This window comes from Oceanospirillum beijerinckii DSM 7166 (assembly GCF_000422425.1).
Taxonomy (GTDB): Bacteria; Pseudomonadota; Gammaproteobacteria; order Pseudomonadales; family Halomonadaceae; genus Oceanospirillum; species Oceanospirillum beijerinckii.
Genome location: NZ_AULT01000035.1, coordinates 54,762 through 70,189, shown reverse-complemented (window position 1 = coordinate 70,189; position 15,428 = coordinate 54,762). Strand labels below are relative to the sequence as shown.

Genomic DNA, 15,428 nt, shown 5'->3' with positions numbered 1-15,428 from the left:
ATAAAATTTATAGCCTGCATGAGCCGGACGTTTACTGTGTCGGGAAAGGCAAAGACCATAAGCCTTATGAATATGGCCAAAAAGCTTCAGTTGTCACCACGTTAGACAGTCAGGTGATCGTAGGTGTTGTTAGCCATGAGCGCAATGAGCACGATTCTAAAACACTCAAATCCGCTCTGGATCATGCCGAACAATGTCGACAGGCGCCAATTGAAGCGGCAGTGGTTGATCGGGGGTATCGAGGTTCAAAGCGCACGGTTGATGCCGAAGTTATTTTGCCTAGCCCACCGTTGAAAAGAGACAGCGAACAAGAGAGGAACCGAAAGAGGACGCTCTGCAGGAGGCGATCAGCGATTGAACCCATCATAGGGCATCTGAAACAGGATTATCGACTTTCCAGGAACTGGCTGAAAGGTAGCGAAGGTGATGCAATAAACCTGTTAATGGCGGCTTGTGCCTGGAATTTGAGGAAATGGATGAGCCTTTTCTTTTTGTTTGAATACCGGGGTGTCATTCAGGCTTTGGTTGTCTTACAAGCTGCAGGTGGGGAGCAGAAAGTCGGTTGGCTTTATTTCTTGAAGCAATAAAGCCAACGGATACTCCGTTAGGTAGAAACCTGACTTTTTCAGGGCTGACTAACTACCAGGATTATATGGATACTCATTAACAGATACTCTCATATCCTTTCTAGCAAATATTTTAAGCCCCTGATATTCCCTTACTGTTTCTCGTGCTTCATCAAAATGATTATAATAAGTCCCATCTGAGAAGCACGCATAATACACTTGAATTGAGTGGCTTGGACAAATAACAAATTTAGAGCTATCTTTTTTAAGAAGTGGACTTACATGCTCTAAAACAACATTCAGTCCTTTTTCTTTATTATGGAGATTAACATCTGAAGTCCCTGTCTCACTCCTGATGTTAAAGTTATCCGTCCCTTGATCAATATTGACTAAGTCGGCAGGCAGAACCGACCAATACCCTTCATCATCCTTAATAGCCATTTTTATATCTCTACCCTCTAATACCGCTTTTCTTAATAGATTTGTATTAGAGGATTTGTCAGAATCCCAAACAGTCTCAAAGTCATCTCTCACAACCCATTTAAATTCTGAGTAGCGGCCAGAAATATCACCGAATGAAGCATACTTCAAATAAGGGGTGTTGATGATCATTAAGCCATTATAGCCATATGAGTAGCAGAATGCTTGAATCGATTGATACTGACCAGTAGCAGGAGTTGGTCTCATACCTCGATGCATCATATTTGCATGAGCAAAGAATTTATTGCCATCAAAATAAATAAAATTCATTTTGTAGGTTTCATCATGCGCTGGCTGATTACTAGGTAATGCTGGGTCTGGTACCATGACACTGGAAAGCGATGCACCATTTAACAATCTGACAACTATATCATCATAACCTTTATTTACACTCAACTGCTTAACCTCCCATCTATCATGATACTTTCTACTATACAACTAATATTGAGCTGCGTTCTATCTGATATAATTAAATAATGATAACTGGGCAACCTTAGAAAATGTCTGTTGAGATGCAGTTAAAGCTGTCTGCTGTAACATAAAACGCCCTGTTGCTTCTGCATAATCCAGATCCTCAAGCTCAGAGACATTACTCTTCAGATACAGCTGAAGGTCTTCATTATTTGACCTGATAGTATCCATTCCATTTTCTCTTGTGCCAATAACAGAACGAGCATCAGCCACAGCATTCAACCAATGATCTGCTTTTGCAACAACATCATTGATCGCATCCTTCTGATATTGCTCACCACTAAAATCACTCAGAGCTTTATCAAAACGCTGCATACCTGTCAGCAGGCCTTCTTTTTTGTTATCAAAGACCAAAACAAACTCATCACCAGGTGCAGGAACAGGATCTGGTGGTGACAGAGCAACATCACCACCGCTCTTATTAATAAATGCAGCCAGATCATCAAGGTCTACATCACTATCAGCAGACGGATTCTGGTTAGTCAACTGCTCCCCTGTTGGTAATTCAATAGTCCAGTTGTTAGCGGCATTATATGTCAGCTTATATTCCCCAACATGGTTATCTTCCAGAAACCCGGTGCTACCTGTTACACCAATAGTTTCCTCTGAATCATTAGAACTCAGCGCGTAACTTCTGATCTGCTGAACATTATCAATGTTCTGAAATGCCGCTTCACCGGAGATAAAAGGCGATACAAAGGTAGTATCGGAAATCTGCAGCTTCCGCTCTGTTGCATCTCCCTGATAAACGTAACTACCATCACGTTGCCGAGCAAAAGGCGGAGTATTTACCTTACTGCCCGCAAAAATATAGTTATTACTTTCATCCCGGGTATTCATTAGCTTTTCCAGCTGCCCGGTAATTTCCTTTATTTCAAGACCAATGGTCTGTCGGTCTTCCTTACTTAGCGCATCACTATTTGCCTGAATAGCCAACTGTTTTACTTTCTGCAGGCGATTATGCATATTACTCAGTGTACTTTCTGTCGTCTGCATACTCTTACGGGAATAATCAATGTTTTTTCCGTACTGCTCGATATTCTCCAGCTTATTTTTTGCGTTAAAAGCCATAGCACTGGCTACCGGGTCATCTGATGGGGTCATAACCCGCTTACCTGACCCCATCTGATTAGAGGTATTTGCAAGCTCAGTTTGCTTTCTCAACATGCCGTTGATGCTGTTGTGAGTAATCATTGAAGTTGAAATACGCATGATAAAACTCCTTATCTTACGGCTGCCAGAAGAGTGTCAAATAACTGTCTTGCGGTGCTGATAATCTGAGATGATGCATTGTATGCCTGCTGGAAGCGGACAAGGTTTGCCGCCTCTTCATCCATATTCACACCGGATACACTGTCGCGCAGGTTTGTTGTCTGCTCAAGAATTGCGGCGCCGGACTGAGCAGTAATTCTTGCTTCAGCGGTCTGAGAACCTACACTGGTTGTCGTACTGGCGTAAGCATCCTGATAGCTCATATCACCTTCCAGTGTTGGCTCTCCCTGCAACGCAGTCAGCATTAATGCATTGCTGTTATCACCGGCACCATCGGTATTGTAGGTTGTAGAGAAACTATCACCCACAGCAGGATTACCGGCAATACTCAGCTGAATACCCCAGGTTGACGGCAGTAGCTCTTTTTCCTGCCCCTGGGTAAAGGTTCCCTGAAATAGAATGGCACCCGTATCCGGATCACGCACGTCATAGTTCAGCTCACCAGGCACTGTCGCACTTTCCGATGTGAATTGAATATCCACACCATTTTTAAGCTCATAAAGACCAGAGTCAGTCGCAGCAACACCCACCGCAGCAACACCCGTTTTTGTAGTAATGTCATCTGCTTTTTTAGTTGCAGCATCGTCAGCGGCAGTCTTAGCAAATGAAGACATTTGAGCCTGACTGACACTAACTCCAGAAGTAGCACCGGTTTTGGCCGTCGCAATAGCTGCCAATGTGGTTGTAATCACTGCAGGGTCAACACTCGCACTTTTCAGTGCATCCCGGGTATAAGCAGCAGCCACATCATAAGAAGCAAATCCAGCTGCATCCGCTGGATTCGCAGCACTTTTAATACCTGCAAGAGTATCCGAAATCACCTGGCTGGAAGCCCCCTGGTCCTCTAGGTAACCTTTTACTGCATCAGCTACAGAATCAACCGTTGCCCCGGCTCTTACCGACTCTGTTGTTGCCACAGCTGCAGCTGCAGCCGCATAGTCAAGGATATCTTGCTCGTGATCTGCAATGGCATCAGCCGCAGTATAAGCAGCACCAATTACAGATTTATCCATTGCCGTGGTAAGGCCTGCTGCAGCCGCTGAAATCTCATCTGCTACCGCCCGAGAGTTACCTGCTACTGTGGCACCCGTTGTGCTAGCGGTTGCAATATCAGCAACCAAAGAACCACTCACTGCCCCTAGCGCAGTATCAAGATACATTTTGAAAGACCCATCACGGGAATCGACAAAAGCATAAGACCCTGTCTCTGTTGGAATCAGATTAGATGGATCAGCAGGATCCGCCATATTCACGCCATTCGGGTTAGGACTAGAACTGACAGCCAGTGGCTTAGTATCTGCAATACCAGAGATATAAGTGTCATTCACCACAACACTTCGCACTTCACCACTACCGAAGTTTGCAACCGAAGCCTCAGACCTCAAGGGCAGTGCAATAGCAAGCTCCTCTGCCGTGGTTATCTCTCGGCTGATTTCACCAGCAGCATATCGTGATGCCTGGATCATGAAGCGATCGCCTGGTGAAACAGTGGTGTTATTTGCGGATGCCAGATAGAGTTCAAAACCCTCTACGGAGATGGCAATGCCATCAGCGTTGTAGCCTCCAGTATCTGTATGCCTGTTAAGCTGTTCCAGAGTAACAGAGGATGGGTTAGATACATTGCCAGCTGAATCTTTAAGTTCAAAACGAAGCTGATTGCCATCTGTGTCAAAAATATTGAACGTCAGAGGATCCGTATCCATCGCTTTAAGTACATAATCTCTATCTGACAACTTTGAAGTGTCCGTAATTTCTACATTCAGCCGCAGATCCGTACTGGCACTATTGTCCTTAAAGGAAGAAACACGGTTCTGCATTGCGCTCTGACTATTCACATCTGTGAAAAAATTACTACCAGCTTCGTTGTTAAGGTCGATACCAAGCTTGTGCTGATCATTGAATGTTTTAGCAATGGTTAATGCCAGACGACCAACCTGATTACGCACAGGCAATAGCATTTCATCACGAAACGTCAATAACCCACCCAACTCGCCACCCCGGATCAGGTTTGTCACATCTCGATTGCCTTCCCTATCAGGGTAAAACACCCCTAGTCTCTGGATATCATTACCCAGAGGCTCAACTTCCAGTTCATAGGAGTTCTTACCCACAACCAGAGGGAAACCATCCCCGATCATAACGGATAAGGAGCCGTCATTAATCGCCGTTGCTTTTACATCAACATATTCGCTTAACAGCCTCAATTGTTCTTCTCGGGCATCTCGCAGATCATTAGCTGGGAGACTGTTTTTACTTTCAGCAACAATAATTCCTTCATTAAGGTCTGCAATGTTGGCTGCAATCCTGTTAACTTCAGCAATGGAACTATTCAGCTGAACATTAACGGAATCCTGCATAACATCGAAACGCTCCTGCATCAGATTAAATCGTTGAGCCAGAGAGTCAGACTGCGCCATGACCTGATTACGCAGTGTCATGTTATTTGGGTCATCAGCCAGAGACTGCATCGCAGAGAAAAATTCATTCAGGGCGTTACCCGGCGATGAATCAGGGTCGGCCAGCAAGTTATCCAGCTGCTGAGCATATTCCAGAATCATCTCCCGTTCTTTAGCCAGGCTCGTGTCATTGCGCAGCTGTGTCACTGTAAATTCGTTGACAATTCTGCGAATAGTCTCTGTGTTGGTGCCCTGACCATAGTGACCATCTCCCCGTATCAAAGCCGGATTAGTCACCTGCAAAGCTTGCTGGCGTGAATAACCATCTGTATCAACATTAGCAATATTGTGACCTGTCACCTGCAAGTTCAGCTGGTTAACTCTTACACCTGTACTCCCGATCTTAATCAGCTCTGACATCTTTACTCTCCTTTACGGGAAGCAACCTGGCACAAGCTACCCGATATATATAATTGACCCGGATAACCAAAGACAGCTGGCTAATACAGCACAATCCGGGAGGCTCGGCATAGCTTTGCCGATCTTTCTTAATTACATCTATATAAGCACAAAACATGCCAATTATTTTTATATAAAATAAAATCAATGAGTAAGGATAAAAAAGCGCTGTAGATAGAAGATCATAAGCAAATTAGAGTACGACCATCTAAAACGGGTATAGCAAAGACCAGAAAGGAGACAAAGAACTGAGAACAAGAAATCCCCTACCCAGCTTGAGCAGGGGGATTAGCAAATAACTCAGATAATAGAAGAAAGGATTAGCCTTTGTTAGAAGGTGCTGACAATGCTTTAGCCATCACGGGGCTAGCCAGGATACGTTGAATTTTTTTCGCATAAGCAGGGTCAGTCGCATAGCCTGCATCTTGCAATCCTTTAGTGAAAGCAACCGGATCGTTGGCATTTCTCAATGCATTCGTATAGCGAGGATTGCTCTGTAGGAAACTGGCATAATCCTTAAGGCTATCTTCGTAGCTATCATAAGCACGAAAAGCCGCACTTTCCCGCTGAGCAACACCACCACGGTACTCTAGAGTGGATACTACAGCGTGCTCACCTTCCCAACGACGATCAGCCTTAATACCAAATAGATTGAAGCTGTTTTTACCTGAGCTATCCCGGATCATATAACGCCCCCATCCTGTTTCCAAGGCAGCCTGGGATAGCATCACAGCAGGATTGACACCCAGCTCTTTTGCCGCACGCTCTGCTGCCGGATATAACTCACGAATAAACTCTTCCGGTGACTCAAAGCCTTTTTCCAACTTAGCGGCTTTAATCTCCGCTTGTTTAGCCACAGCCTGAACAGCTTCGGCATCCGCTTTATCAGCGGCAACTTTTTCCCGCTCAGCGGCAAACTTCTCCCGCCACTGTGCCATCAGTTCAGGATCGTAACGACTGGCCGGAAACTTACTGCCACGGTCCAACATATCCTGGATAGTCGCTGGTGGCTTTTTATTGCCGTTAGCATCCACCGGCTCCATACCAAAATCTTTACTCAGCTGACGCACCAGCACATCAGCCAGACCAAAAGTACCACCTTTAGTGATGTTGACACTCATCTGCTCGTCAAACATCTGTTGGTAAAAGCGCAGCTGTTCACTATCAAAAATACCGTCTTTGGACAGAAGCTCATTGGATTGACGGGCATTTTTCATAATCATCTGCACCATCATCGCTTCAAACTGACGCGCGACCTCTTTCAGCGCCTCAGGGTCATCCTCACGAGCACCTTTTCTCAGTGATTCCAGCCCCTTTACATCGGTAAATACTCTGGACTGATCATATTTGTTGCTGATCATCTGCTGTCTCCTTAACTCAGAAGCCTTAGATTACCACCAGATCGGCCTTTAATGCGCCTGCTTGTTTCAGAGCTTCCAGAATTGCCATCAAATCACCCGGTGCCGCCCCCACCTGATTCACTGCACGTACGATCTCATCCAAGGTAATACCAGGAGCAAACTTAAACATCGTAGAATCATCTCGACGCACATCGATATTAGACACAGGTTGAACAGCAGTCTCACCATTGGCCAGAGGCTCTGGCTGCACGACTTGCGGCGCTTCAGTAATAGTAACGGTCAGACTTCCGTGAGTCACAGCAGCAGGAGAGACTCTAACATTCTGCCCGATCACGATCGTACCAGTTCGGGAATTAATAATAATCTTAGCCGCCTCTTCGCCCGGCTGGACTTCCAGATTCTCCAGGACCGACAGATAGCTCACACGCTGAGATGGGTCACGGGGTGCACGCACACGCACAGATACCGCATCAATCGCCTGAGCCACCTGATCGCCCAACAGATCATTAATACGCTCAGCCACACGCTTGGCAGAAGTAAAATCTGCGCGATGCAGGTTAAAGGTGATGGAGTCACCACCGTAAAAGTTATGGGCTACAGCACGCTCAATAATCGCACCGTTGGGGATACGGCCCACACTGGGTACATTCACTTGAATACGGGAGCCATCCGCGCCTTCAGCGCCCAGGCCACCTACAACCAAGCTCCCCTGAGCCACAGCATAAGTATTGCCATCCGCACCACGCAGTGGAGTCATCAATAGAGTACCGCCACGTAGACTGGCCGCATTACCGATAGAAGATACTGTGATATCGATACGCTGACCCGGTTTAACAAAGGGTGGCAACTCCGCATGTACGGTTACCGCCGCAATGTTTTTCGATTTAGGATCAACACCCGCAGGCAAGGTAATACCGAATTGATTCATCATGTTCGCGAAAGTCTGGTTGGTAAAGGGTGCTTTATCACCCGTACCACTTAACCCCACAATCAGACCATAACCAATCAGCTGGTTAGTGCGCACACCATCCACATTACTGATGTCTTTTAAACGCTCAGCCTGTACCAGACCACTCCACAACAGAGCTACTGCCATTAAAATTCGAACAAACATCTTATCTCTCCTTAAAACGGCCAGTAATCACTATTAAAGAAGCGAGATAGCCAGCCCTGACGGGTACTTTCAGCCAGATCACCGGTACCACTATATGTCAGACGGGCATCAGCCATCTTGGTGGACTGTGCAATATTCTCCGGTGATACATCATCAGGTCGCAGCAGACCGCTGACACGAATCACCTCTGAACCATTGGTCAGATTCAGCCACTTTTCACCTTTCACGAACATCAGTCCATTAGGGTAGATCTGATGAACAGTTACAGTAATACTACCCTGCAAACTATTACTCTGATTTGCAGAACCATTGCCCGAGAAATCAGTTTCATTCGAAACCGATGTGGATAAGTCTACAGGGCTTTTACCAAAAATCGTTGGATTAGCGATAGTAATTTCATTACTTTTTGAGTGAGTCGCATTGGTCGATTTTTTAGATGACGTTGTTTCTGTTAACTGAATTGTAATCAGATCGCCAATACGGTAAGCCTTACGATCACCAAACAATGACATACTATAATTCTGCTGATAAAGAGAACCGTTGCTGGCAGGCGGTGGCGCCATATGACTGGGCTGCACCGGTGCGTAAAAAGGATCATCCGGTTTTACCATAGCTTCTTTCTGACAACCCGCCAGGGTTAGCAGAAGCGAAATAGCCATTAAACGTTTTACCTGCAACATACGGTCACCTATCAATTCGATCTATTCGTTATTGCGATCAGCGCGTTATAAAGTCTGAGTCAGATTACGCAGCATAGAATCAGCAGTAGAGACAACTTTAGAGTTCATCTCATACGCCCGCTGGGTAGAGATCATATTCACCAGCTCTTCTACGGCGTTTACGTTAGAATTTTCCAGCATACCCTGTTCGGTCGTACCTATGCCCTCATCACCGGGCACTCCGACAATTGGCGCACCGGAAGCCGCTGTTTCACGGTACAGGTTACCACCAAAGGCCTGTAAACCGGCTGGGTTTACAAAGTCCGCGACTGTGATTTGACCCAGTTCCTGCTCATTAGTTTGACCAGGTATACGGGCCGCAACAATACCATCACGACTGATGCTGACAGATTGCGCATTTTCTGGCACCTGAATTTCTGGCTCAAGTAGAAAACCTGTTGCGGTAACAACCTGACCTTCCGCATTCACCTGAAACTGACCGTTACGGGTATAGCCCAAGGTACCGTCCGGCATCTGAATCTGGAAGAAACCACGGCCATCAATGGCCATATCCAACGGCTGATCCGTAATCTGTAGACTGCTTTCAGTGTGCATCTTCTGAGTCGCGACAGTACGTACACCGGTACCCAGCTGCAAACCAGAAGGCAGTTGCGTATTTAATGAAGACTGAGCCCCTGGCTGACGCACCTGTTGATACAACAGATCCTGAAAGATCGCGCGCTCTTTCTTAAAACCTACAGTACTGACGTTAGCCAGGTTATTCGAAATCGTACGCAACTGTGTATCCTGCGCACTTAAACCTGTTTTACTTACCCATAATGCTGCGTGCATAACCTTACCCTCTTAATTCAGCCCTAGCGCATCCGCATTACGGAAGCTGCCGAAGCGGAGTTCTCATCCACTGTCTTCATCATCTTGGTTTGCATCTCGTACTGACGGGTCAGGGACAAGATGTTAATCAGTTCTGCTGCGGCATTCACGTTACTCGCCTCCAGAAAACCGGATTCTACCCGCACAAAACCATCCGCATCCGCCGGTTCGCCATTACGCTGACGCATTAGGCCATCCAAGCCTTTTTCCAGCTCTTGCTTATCTGGATTTACCAGTTTAATGCGATCAATCTGGGCCACCTCATTCGGGCCAGCACCCTGAGGCTGAATCGTGATCACGCCATCAACACCAATTTCTACATGCTGAGCAGGAGGAACAACGATAGGGCCACCCTCTCCCATCACCGGCAGACCTTTACCGGTTCTTAACACACCGCTGGCATCAATCATCAGTTCTCCTGAGCGGGTATAAGCTTCATCGCCCAGGCTAGACTCTACGGCAATCCAACCATCGCCCTGAATGGCAAGATCCAGTGAACGACCGGTTTCGATAAAAGCACCACTGCTCATGTCAGTCGCAGGGCGCTCACTCAGGGAATAGACTCGGGTGGGGAAACTTTCACCAAACACAGGCATTGCCCGTGCTTGTTCAAAGTCTGCCTTAAAGCCTGTGGTATTGGCATTAGCCAGGTTATTGGCCCGCGCGGTCTGCGCCATCATATTGTTCTTGGCGCCGGTCATCGCGATATATAACGCTTTATCCATTGTGAGACCTCATTCTTGCCTTGTAGCAGGATGTCCTTTGCCGTTTTCCGCTTTTTCAGCCCCTATAAACGGCAAAAGGCTTGCATTTACCTAAGTAAATGCAAGCCTTATGCCAAACTAATATTTTTTAGATTTTTTCTGAGGTTATCTCAGATTAATGATCGTCTGCGTCAGGGTATCTGCAGCCTGAATTGTTTTAGCATTCGCCTGATAATCACGCTGAGCAAGGATCATTTTCACCAGCTCTTCTGATAAATCCACATTAGAGTCTTCAAGGGCACCGGAACGCACTGTACCCGCGACACCAGACCCAGGCGCATTAACAACGGCCACACCAGAATCAGCAGATGCCTCCCAGCTTGTACCACCTACAGGTGTTAAGCCTTGTTCATTTCGAAAGTTAGCGATAGCAACCTGGCCAACCAATGTTGATACACCATTGGTATAGCGAGCACTTATAACCCCCTCATCGTCCACCTCTAAGCCCGATAACTCACCAGAGGCATGACCATCTTGACTCACGGTGTCGGCACTGAGCGACCCGGTAAACTGCGTTGTTCCTGTCAGATTAATCACAAAATCCTGTGGTGTTGATGAACCTGTTGGTCCAGACAGAGCATTGACAGGCACCCAGTCCTTAACAGAGATCACTGGCGGAGGGCTGGAAAGGGCACCAAACTCATCAAAACTAAATGAAAAGTAGTCTGGGCTTCCCGCGTTGCCATCCGTGACTTTTTCACCTTCAACATACGCATGCATTTGCCAGCGATTATCAGCACTTCCGGTTTCCAAAGTTTTCAGCGTTTCAATCACAGCGGCACTATCTACATTACCAGAACCATCATCTAAGCTAACCGACAACTCATTCAGAGCATCCAACGCCAGTTTGTAGACAGACTTTTCTTCATCAGTCAGCAACGTAGGAGAGGTTGATTCAAGATTAAAGTCCGTACCCGCTACAGGCCATTGAGCACTAGTTGCCGGTCTCGCCACAGAACCCGGCAAATCCGCACCGTCGAGCAGAGCCTGTATAGAGTCTTTCAGGTCAGTGATAATGTCACCGACATCCTGAACCGGATCCGCTCCATTATATGGTGCTGCCGCAGTATCAATCATCCCCGGATTATTGGGATCAAGATCAATATTTAACGCATCGGAGTTAGGGTCAACAGTAGCAGCGCTGTTAATCAACAGGTTCTTAGCCATACCGGCCAGAGTATCCAGTTTGGCGCAAGCGGTATTCTGCGGACTTTGAGAAACACCGCGAACAGCATCCATTGCCCCCTCAAAAACACTGATCGATGCCGCAGACAAAGAGCCAGATGTCAATGCAGGCAAGTAGCCTGTCAGCTCATCATAAGCAGCCTGATAGAAATCTTTTTCCTTGCCCGTACTGTTATTCACCAGCGTATTCAGCCCATCATGGATATTCTGCAGCTGAGTTGCCCGTTGAGCATCCGTGGTAGTAGCTGAATCATAGTCATCACCAGCGGCATAAGGATCAACGTCAAATGTTGAAGCTGCGGCATTAAATCCCGCGAAACCGCTGGTTGTCAGCAAATCAGCAATATCACTATCAATCGTTGCACCGTCTGCAGCATCACCTGCAGACAGAGCATCAGTACCGGACTCACTGTAGCGCAGCATCGCTTCCAGTGCTCTGGATGGTTCACCAAACTCAGGCTCATACGATGGCTGTTTAACAAAGTACTGTGTCATTGTGTGAGCATTACCCAAAGAATCATAAATCTCTGTTGGATACATATGGGTATAGGTTTCTGGATCAGCCGGATCAAACTCAAAGTTTGATGGTGGCAATTGACTGGCGTCCAAGTTAAATGCCATTTCAACCTCAGTTGTTGCCTGAGGATTGAGCTTTGAGGCTGGAATTTGAATATCTCCAAGAGCACCAACAGAAATACCTGTACCAGTTGGATTTGCCGGAAAACCCTGAACACGATAACCCTGGTTTGTAACGACAAAGCCATCATCATCCAACCCAAAAGTACCTGCTCGAGTGTATAGATCCTGCTGCTGACTTGGGTTATTTACGATAAAAAAACCATTGCCCTGGATTTTCATATCTAGGTTATTCTGGGTATATGTAACACCACCTCCGTGGAATTGCTGGCTAATTGCAGCAACCTGAACACCATTTCCAGGCTGATCAGATCCCATAGTCAAGCTACTCTTTGAATAAAGATCGCCAAACTCAACACGTGAACTTTTAAAACCGACGGTACTGGCGTTTGCTACGTTATTACCGATTGTTGCCAGGTTTTTATTAGACGCTTGTAACCCTGAGATTGCCGTACTGAACACTGCCATTTTTTATCTCCCCTGAAAACAATCAGTGAAACTCTTTAACATCAGAAAGACTCATTGAACCATATCCCGCGAGATTCAATGTAATCTGCCCACCATTACCCAAGGTCACGCTATCAACATTGACATTGACATTTGTACCCAGCGTTTGCGCATTGCCTTGAACATTCGAAACAGCTGAAACTGAATAAACCCCTGCTGGCGCAGGATTACCTTCTGCATCTTTGCCATCCCACTCAAACGGGATCTGCCCCGAGGGATAAGCTCCAGAAGGAGACGCATATCCAGACATATCCAATTCAGCGACCGCCTGACCAGCAGCATTGTGAACAACAACTGATAAATTTTGACTACCTTCAGGCACTTCAACAGTACCTGAAACCCCTTCTCCCTCTTTAGCTGGCACAAGAGAGCCTTCGATTTGAACTTTCCTTCCAACTAATGCCGACGCCTGTAATGCCTGACTAGACTTGAAAGAGTCGACCAAACTATCCACGCTGGTATTCATACTTTGAATACCTTCTACGGATGAAAACTGAGCCAACTGAGCAATAAACTCGGTATTATCCTGAGGGCTTAATGGATCCTGATTCTTCAACTGAGCCATCATCAGTTCCAGGAATTCAGTTTGCCCCATGGCATTCGGGTCGTTGGTCGCCTGCTCCGCAGCTTTTGCCGCAGTCTGCTTACCCTCAACGCTGTACCTTGCCCAAAAATCTGCGCTGTTACTTACATTCGTCATGACTCAACACCTCGCTCCTACTGACCCAACGTCAACACGCGCTGCAACATCTGCTTTGCGGTGTTCATGACTTCAACATTAGTCTGAAACGAGCGAGATGCCGACAACATATCAGCCATTTCTTCCACAACATTGACATTTGGGTAAAATACATAGCCTTGTTCATTGGCCATAGGGTGATCGGGTTCGAACCGGCGTTGCAGCGGAGCATCACTCTCTACGATACCCAACACCTGCACACCTTCACCTGCGCTATGACGAGGATCAAAACTCGTCACCGGGCTACCTGGTTCGCCGGACTTGTAACTCTCCAGCATAGGGGCAAACACGGCCTTACGGGCACGATAAGTTTGATCCACACTGCTACTAACGCTTTGCGCGTTAGCCATGTTACTGGCGGTGGTGTTCAGACGCAGTGACTGCGCCCCCATACCGCTACCGGCAATATCAAATACTTTTCCCAGAGACATAATTATTCACTCCTCAGCGCTTTACTTAACCCTTTGAATTTACTATTCAAAAAGGTAAAGCTGGACTGAAACTCAAGGGCATTGCGTGCATATTGAGCCTGCTCTATATCCGTTTCTACAGTATTGCCATCAATGGCTGGCTGTGTAGGAATACGGTATTTCAGCGCACTATCAGTCGTAATGGCTTCCGCCGGAATATGATTACTGTGGGTGCGGTCCAATGCCATACGATCTCGTTTTTCATATTCACCCTTCAGCAAACCTTTAAAATCCAGGTCACGCGCTTTAAAATTTGGCGTATCTGCGTTCGCGATATTATTAGCCAAAATTTCAGAACGCTGAGAGCGAACACGTAGTGCATCTGGGTGAATACCAAGAGCATTGTCAAAACTGATTGCGGTCATAGCCTGCCCCACCATTAACTTTCCCAATATATATACAATTTCCATACCATAAATAAAAACATCAATAAAAACAAAGAACTAAATACAAAAAACAGATCATCCAGATGAGATAAAAAAGGAGAAAAAAGGAAAGCGGAAGTGCATTGCCGCTTTTAATAAACCTATAATCCTTTGAGTGATCTCAGCTTCTGCTTGCTCAAGTTAGATGAGCTTGAAAGTATATATATCTCAACCACCCAGCTACTGGTCTCGCACTGCACTATCAATGGATATATTGCTCCCTGTAAACCACTGTAGATAGAGACATTACGATCCAGCAGAGAATTTTGATTTTATCCCGTTGACGATTACGGAAGACACTTTGCCAGTAAACAAGTTGATGCATTTCTAGCTAGTGTTTACGGCATAATCGACCTAGTTTAATCAGCTGCCTTACCAGCCCAGGACACTTGACCGCCAATACTGACGACTCAGCGCCTCATCCTGAGTTGAAATAATGAGTTCTCATTGTTTTAAAGTTCACAACATTACTAGTGGAGGGCACTTCTGAGTAGGTAGGGAGAAATGATCGTACTGCATTGGCTTTATAAAGCGCCCGCCAATATCGAATTATACTCTTTGAAATGTTGTGCTTACGGCTCAACTAGTGAGCTGCAGCACCATTAAGGCACTCTTGAGCTAACAAAATCTTAAATGAGCGGCTGTATTTCACCATAAAAATCGGGCGGTGTTGTTTGAAAGAGGGTTGCACCACAAAACGCCTGGTAGTAAGGAATCATTTGCCACTGTTCAACAATGGCTTCATCACTCAGGTCATACAGCTGCTTGAGCATCAGAAGGCCGGTCATCAAACGAATCAGTTTAGCTTTACGTCCTATTGTGCTGTAAAGAGATGAAAATTCCAGTTCCAGCGCCTTAAGTCGTCAATAGCACGACTTAAGGCGAGTAAGGGGTGAGTATCATCAGCTGATTGATGATATCGAAAAAGCTGAATTGGGCAGAATCAGAAGGGCTTTTAGTCAGCATATCAGAGCCATTTTCGACCAGAAACTGAAGACACAACTTACCGCCCCGGTCGAAATCATCCATGCCC

At 46.2% G+C, this 15,428-nt stretch carries 15 protein-coding genes; 1 reads left to right on the top strand and 14 read right to left on the bottom strand.

The genetic code is table 11. The annotated features are described in order from the left end of the window. The coding region (locus tag H579_RS0111785) for a transposase (protein WP_028300846.1) at positions 1-587 on the top strand (587 nt) is incomplete at its 5' end. A 48-nt stretch (positions 588-635) separates the two neighbouring features. Here the strand turns inward: H579_RS0111785 and H579_RS0111780 are convergent. From H579_RS0111780 to H579_RS29125, 14 genes are all read right to left on the bottom strand, one after another. Beyond that, positions 636-1,442, bottom strand: coding sequence for a hypothetical protein (locus tag H579_RS0111780; protein ID WP_036566151.1), 807 nt, complete (start codon positions 1,440-1,442; stop codon positions 636-638). 60 nt (positions 1,443-1,502) lie between these two features. After that, positions 1,503-2,729, bottom strand: coding sequence for a flagellar hook-associated protein FlgL (gene flgL, locus H579_RS0111775; protein ID WP_028300844.1), 1,227 nt, complete (start codon positions 2,727-2,729; stop codon positions 1,503-1,505). Positions 2,730-2,740: 11 nt separating this feature from the next. Then, positions 2,741-5,605, bottom strand: a complete 2,865-nt coding sequence (gene flgK, locus H579_RS0111770) for a flagellar hook-associated protein FlgK (RefSeq protein WP_028300843.1) — start codon at positions 5,603-5,605, stop codon at positions 2,741-2,743. Positions 5,606-5,964: 359 nt separating this feature from the next. After that, positions 5,965-7,005, bottom strand: a complete 1,041-nt coding sequence (gene flgJ / locus H579_RS0111765; RefSeq protein WP_028300842.1) for a flagellar assembly peptidoglycan hydrolase FlgJ — start codon at positions 7,003-7,005, stop codon at positions 5,965-5,967. Between the two features lie 25 nt (positions 7,006-7,030). Then, positions 7,031-8,119 (bottom strand): flagellar basal body P-ring protein FlgI, encoded by a 1,089-nt coding sequence (locus H579_RS0111760; RefSeq protein WP_036566148.1) that lies wholly within the window; start codon positions 8,117-8,119, stop codon positions 7,031-7,033. An 11-nt stretch (positions 8,120-8,130) separates the two neighbouring features. Beyond that, positions 8,131-8,799, bottom strand: a complete 669-nt coding sequence (flgH, locus tag H579_RS0111755; RefSeq protein WP_028300840.1) for a flagellar basal body L-ring protein FlgH — start codon at positions 8,797-8,799, stop codon at positions 8,131-8,133. 45 nt (positions 8,800-8,844) lie between these two features. Continuing rightward, complete coding sequence (gene flgG / locus H579_RS0111750) at positions 8,845-9,630, bottom strand: flagellar basal-body rod protein FlgG (RefSeq protein WP_028300839.1); 786 nt, start codon at positions 9,628-9,630, stop codon at positions 8,845-8,847. 23 nt (positions 9,631-9,653) lie between these two features. Then, positions 9,654-10,394 carry a flagellar basal-body rod protein FlgF gene (gene flgF, locus H579_RS0111745; RefSeq protein WP_028300838.1) on the bottom strand — a complete coding sequence of 247 codons (741 nt, stop codon included), beginning with the start codon at positions 10,392-10,394 and terminating at the stop codon, positions 9,654-9,656. A gap of 144 nt (positions 10,395-10,538) precedes the next feature. Beyond that, the gene (locus H579_RS27885) at positions 10,539-12,722 is read right to left on the bottom strand and encodes a flagellar hook-basal body complex protein (RefSeq protein WP_051227558.1); all 2,184 of its coding nucleotides are present in this window, start codon (positions 12,720-12,722) and stop codon (positions 10,539-10,541) included. A 22-nt stretch (positions 12,723-12,744) separates the two neighbouring features. After that, positions 12,745-13,461: a flagellar hook assembly protein FlgD gene (locus H579_RS0111730; protein ID WP_028300837.1), complete on the bottom strand. Its 717-nt coding sequence runs from the start codon at positions 13,459-13,461 to the stop codon at positions 12,745-12,747. 17 nt (positions 13,462-13,478) lie between these two features. Beyond that, on the bottom strand, positions 13,479-13,931 hold the full coding sequence (gene flgC, locus H579_RS0111725) for a flagellar basal body rod protein FlgC (protein ID WP_028300836.1): 453 nt from the start codon (positions 13,929-13,931) through the stop codon (positions 13,479-13,481). 2 nt (positions 13,932-13,933) lie between these two features. Continuing rightward, the gene (flgB, locus tag H579_RS0111720; RefSeq protein WP_028300835.1) at positions 13,934-14,335 is read right to left on the bottom strand and encodes a flagellar basal body rod protein FlgB; all 402 of its coding nucleotides are present in this window, start codon (positions 14,333-14,335) and stop codon (positions 13,934-13,936) included. Between the two features lie 689 nt (positions 14,336-15,024). Next, entirely contained in the window at positions 15,025-15,246 is a 222-nt protein-coding gene (locus H579_RS29460) for a transposase (RefSeq protein ID WP_483814915.1), read from the bottom strand. A gap of 25 nt (positions 15,247-15,271) precedes the next feature. Continuing rightward, positions 15,272-15,424 (bottom strand): hypothetical protein, encoded by a 153-nt coding sequence (locus H579_RS29125; protein WP_157834609.1) that lies wholly within the window; start codon positions 15,422-15,424, stop codon positions 15,272-15,274. Between the last annotated feature and the right edge of the window lie 4 nt (positions 15,425-15,428).

Bases quoted from the DNA above. Each gene is read 5' to 3' on its own strand.
- flgL (WP_028300844.1), bottom strand. From the start codon at position 2,729: ATGCGTATTTCAACTTCAATGATTACTCACAACAGCATCAACGGCATG.
- flgK (WP_028300843.1), bottom strand. From the start codon at position 5,605: ATGTCAGAGCTGATTAAGATCGGGAGTACAGGTGTAAGAGTTAACCAG.
- flgJ (WP_028300842.1), bottom strand. From the start codon at position 7,005: ATGATCAGCAACAAATATGATCAGTCCAGAGTATTTACCGATGTAAAG.
- H579_RS0111760 (WP_036566148.1), bottom strand. From the start codon at position 8,119: ATGTTTGTTCGAATTTTAATGGCAGTAGCTCTGTTGTGGAGTGGTCTG.
- flgH (WP_028300840.1), bottom strand. From the start codon at position 8,799: ATGTTGCAGGTAAAACGTTTAATGGCTATTTCGCTTCTGCTAACCCTG.
- flgG (WP_028300839.1), bottom strand. From the start codon at position 9,630: ATGCACGCAGCATTATGGGTAAGTAAAACAGGTTTAAGTGCGCAGGAT.
- flgF (WP_028300838.1), bottom strand. From the start codon at position 10,394: ATGGATAAAGCGTTATATATCGCGATGACCGGCGCCAAGAACAATATG.
- H579_RS27885 (WP_051227558.1), bottom strand. From the start codon at position 12,722: ATGGCAGTGTTCAGTACGGCAATCTCAGGGTTACAAGCGTCTAATAAA.
- H579_RS0111730 (WP_028300837.1), bottom strand. From the start codon at position 13,461: ATGACGAATGTAAGTAACAGCGCAGATTTTTGGGCAAGGTACAGCGTT.
- flgC (WP_028300836.1), bottom strand. From the start codon at position 13,931: ATGTCTCTGGGAAAAGTATTTGATATTGCCGGTAGCGGTATGGGGGCG.
- flgB (WP_028300835.1), bottom strand. From the start codon at position 14,335: ATGACCGCAATCAGTTTTGACAATGCTCTTGGTATTCACCCAGATGCA.
- H579_RS29125 (WP_157834609.1), bottom strand. From the start codon at position 15,424: ATGGATGATTTCGACCGGGGCGGTAAGTTGTGTCTTCAGTTTCTGGTC.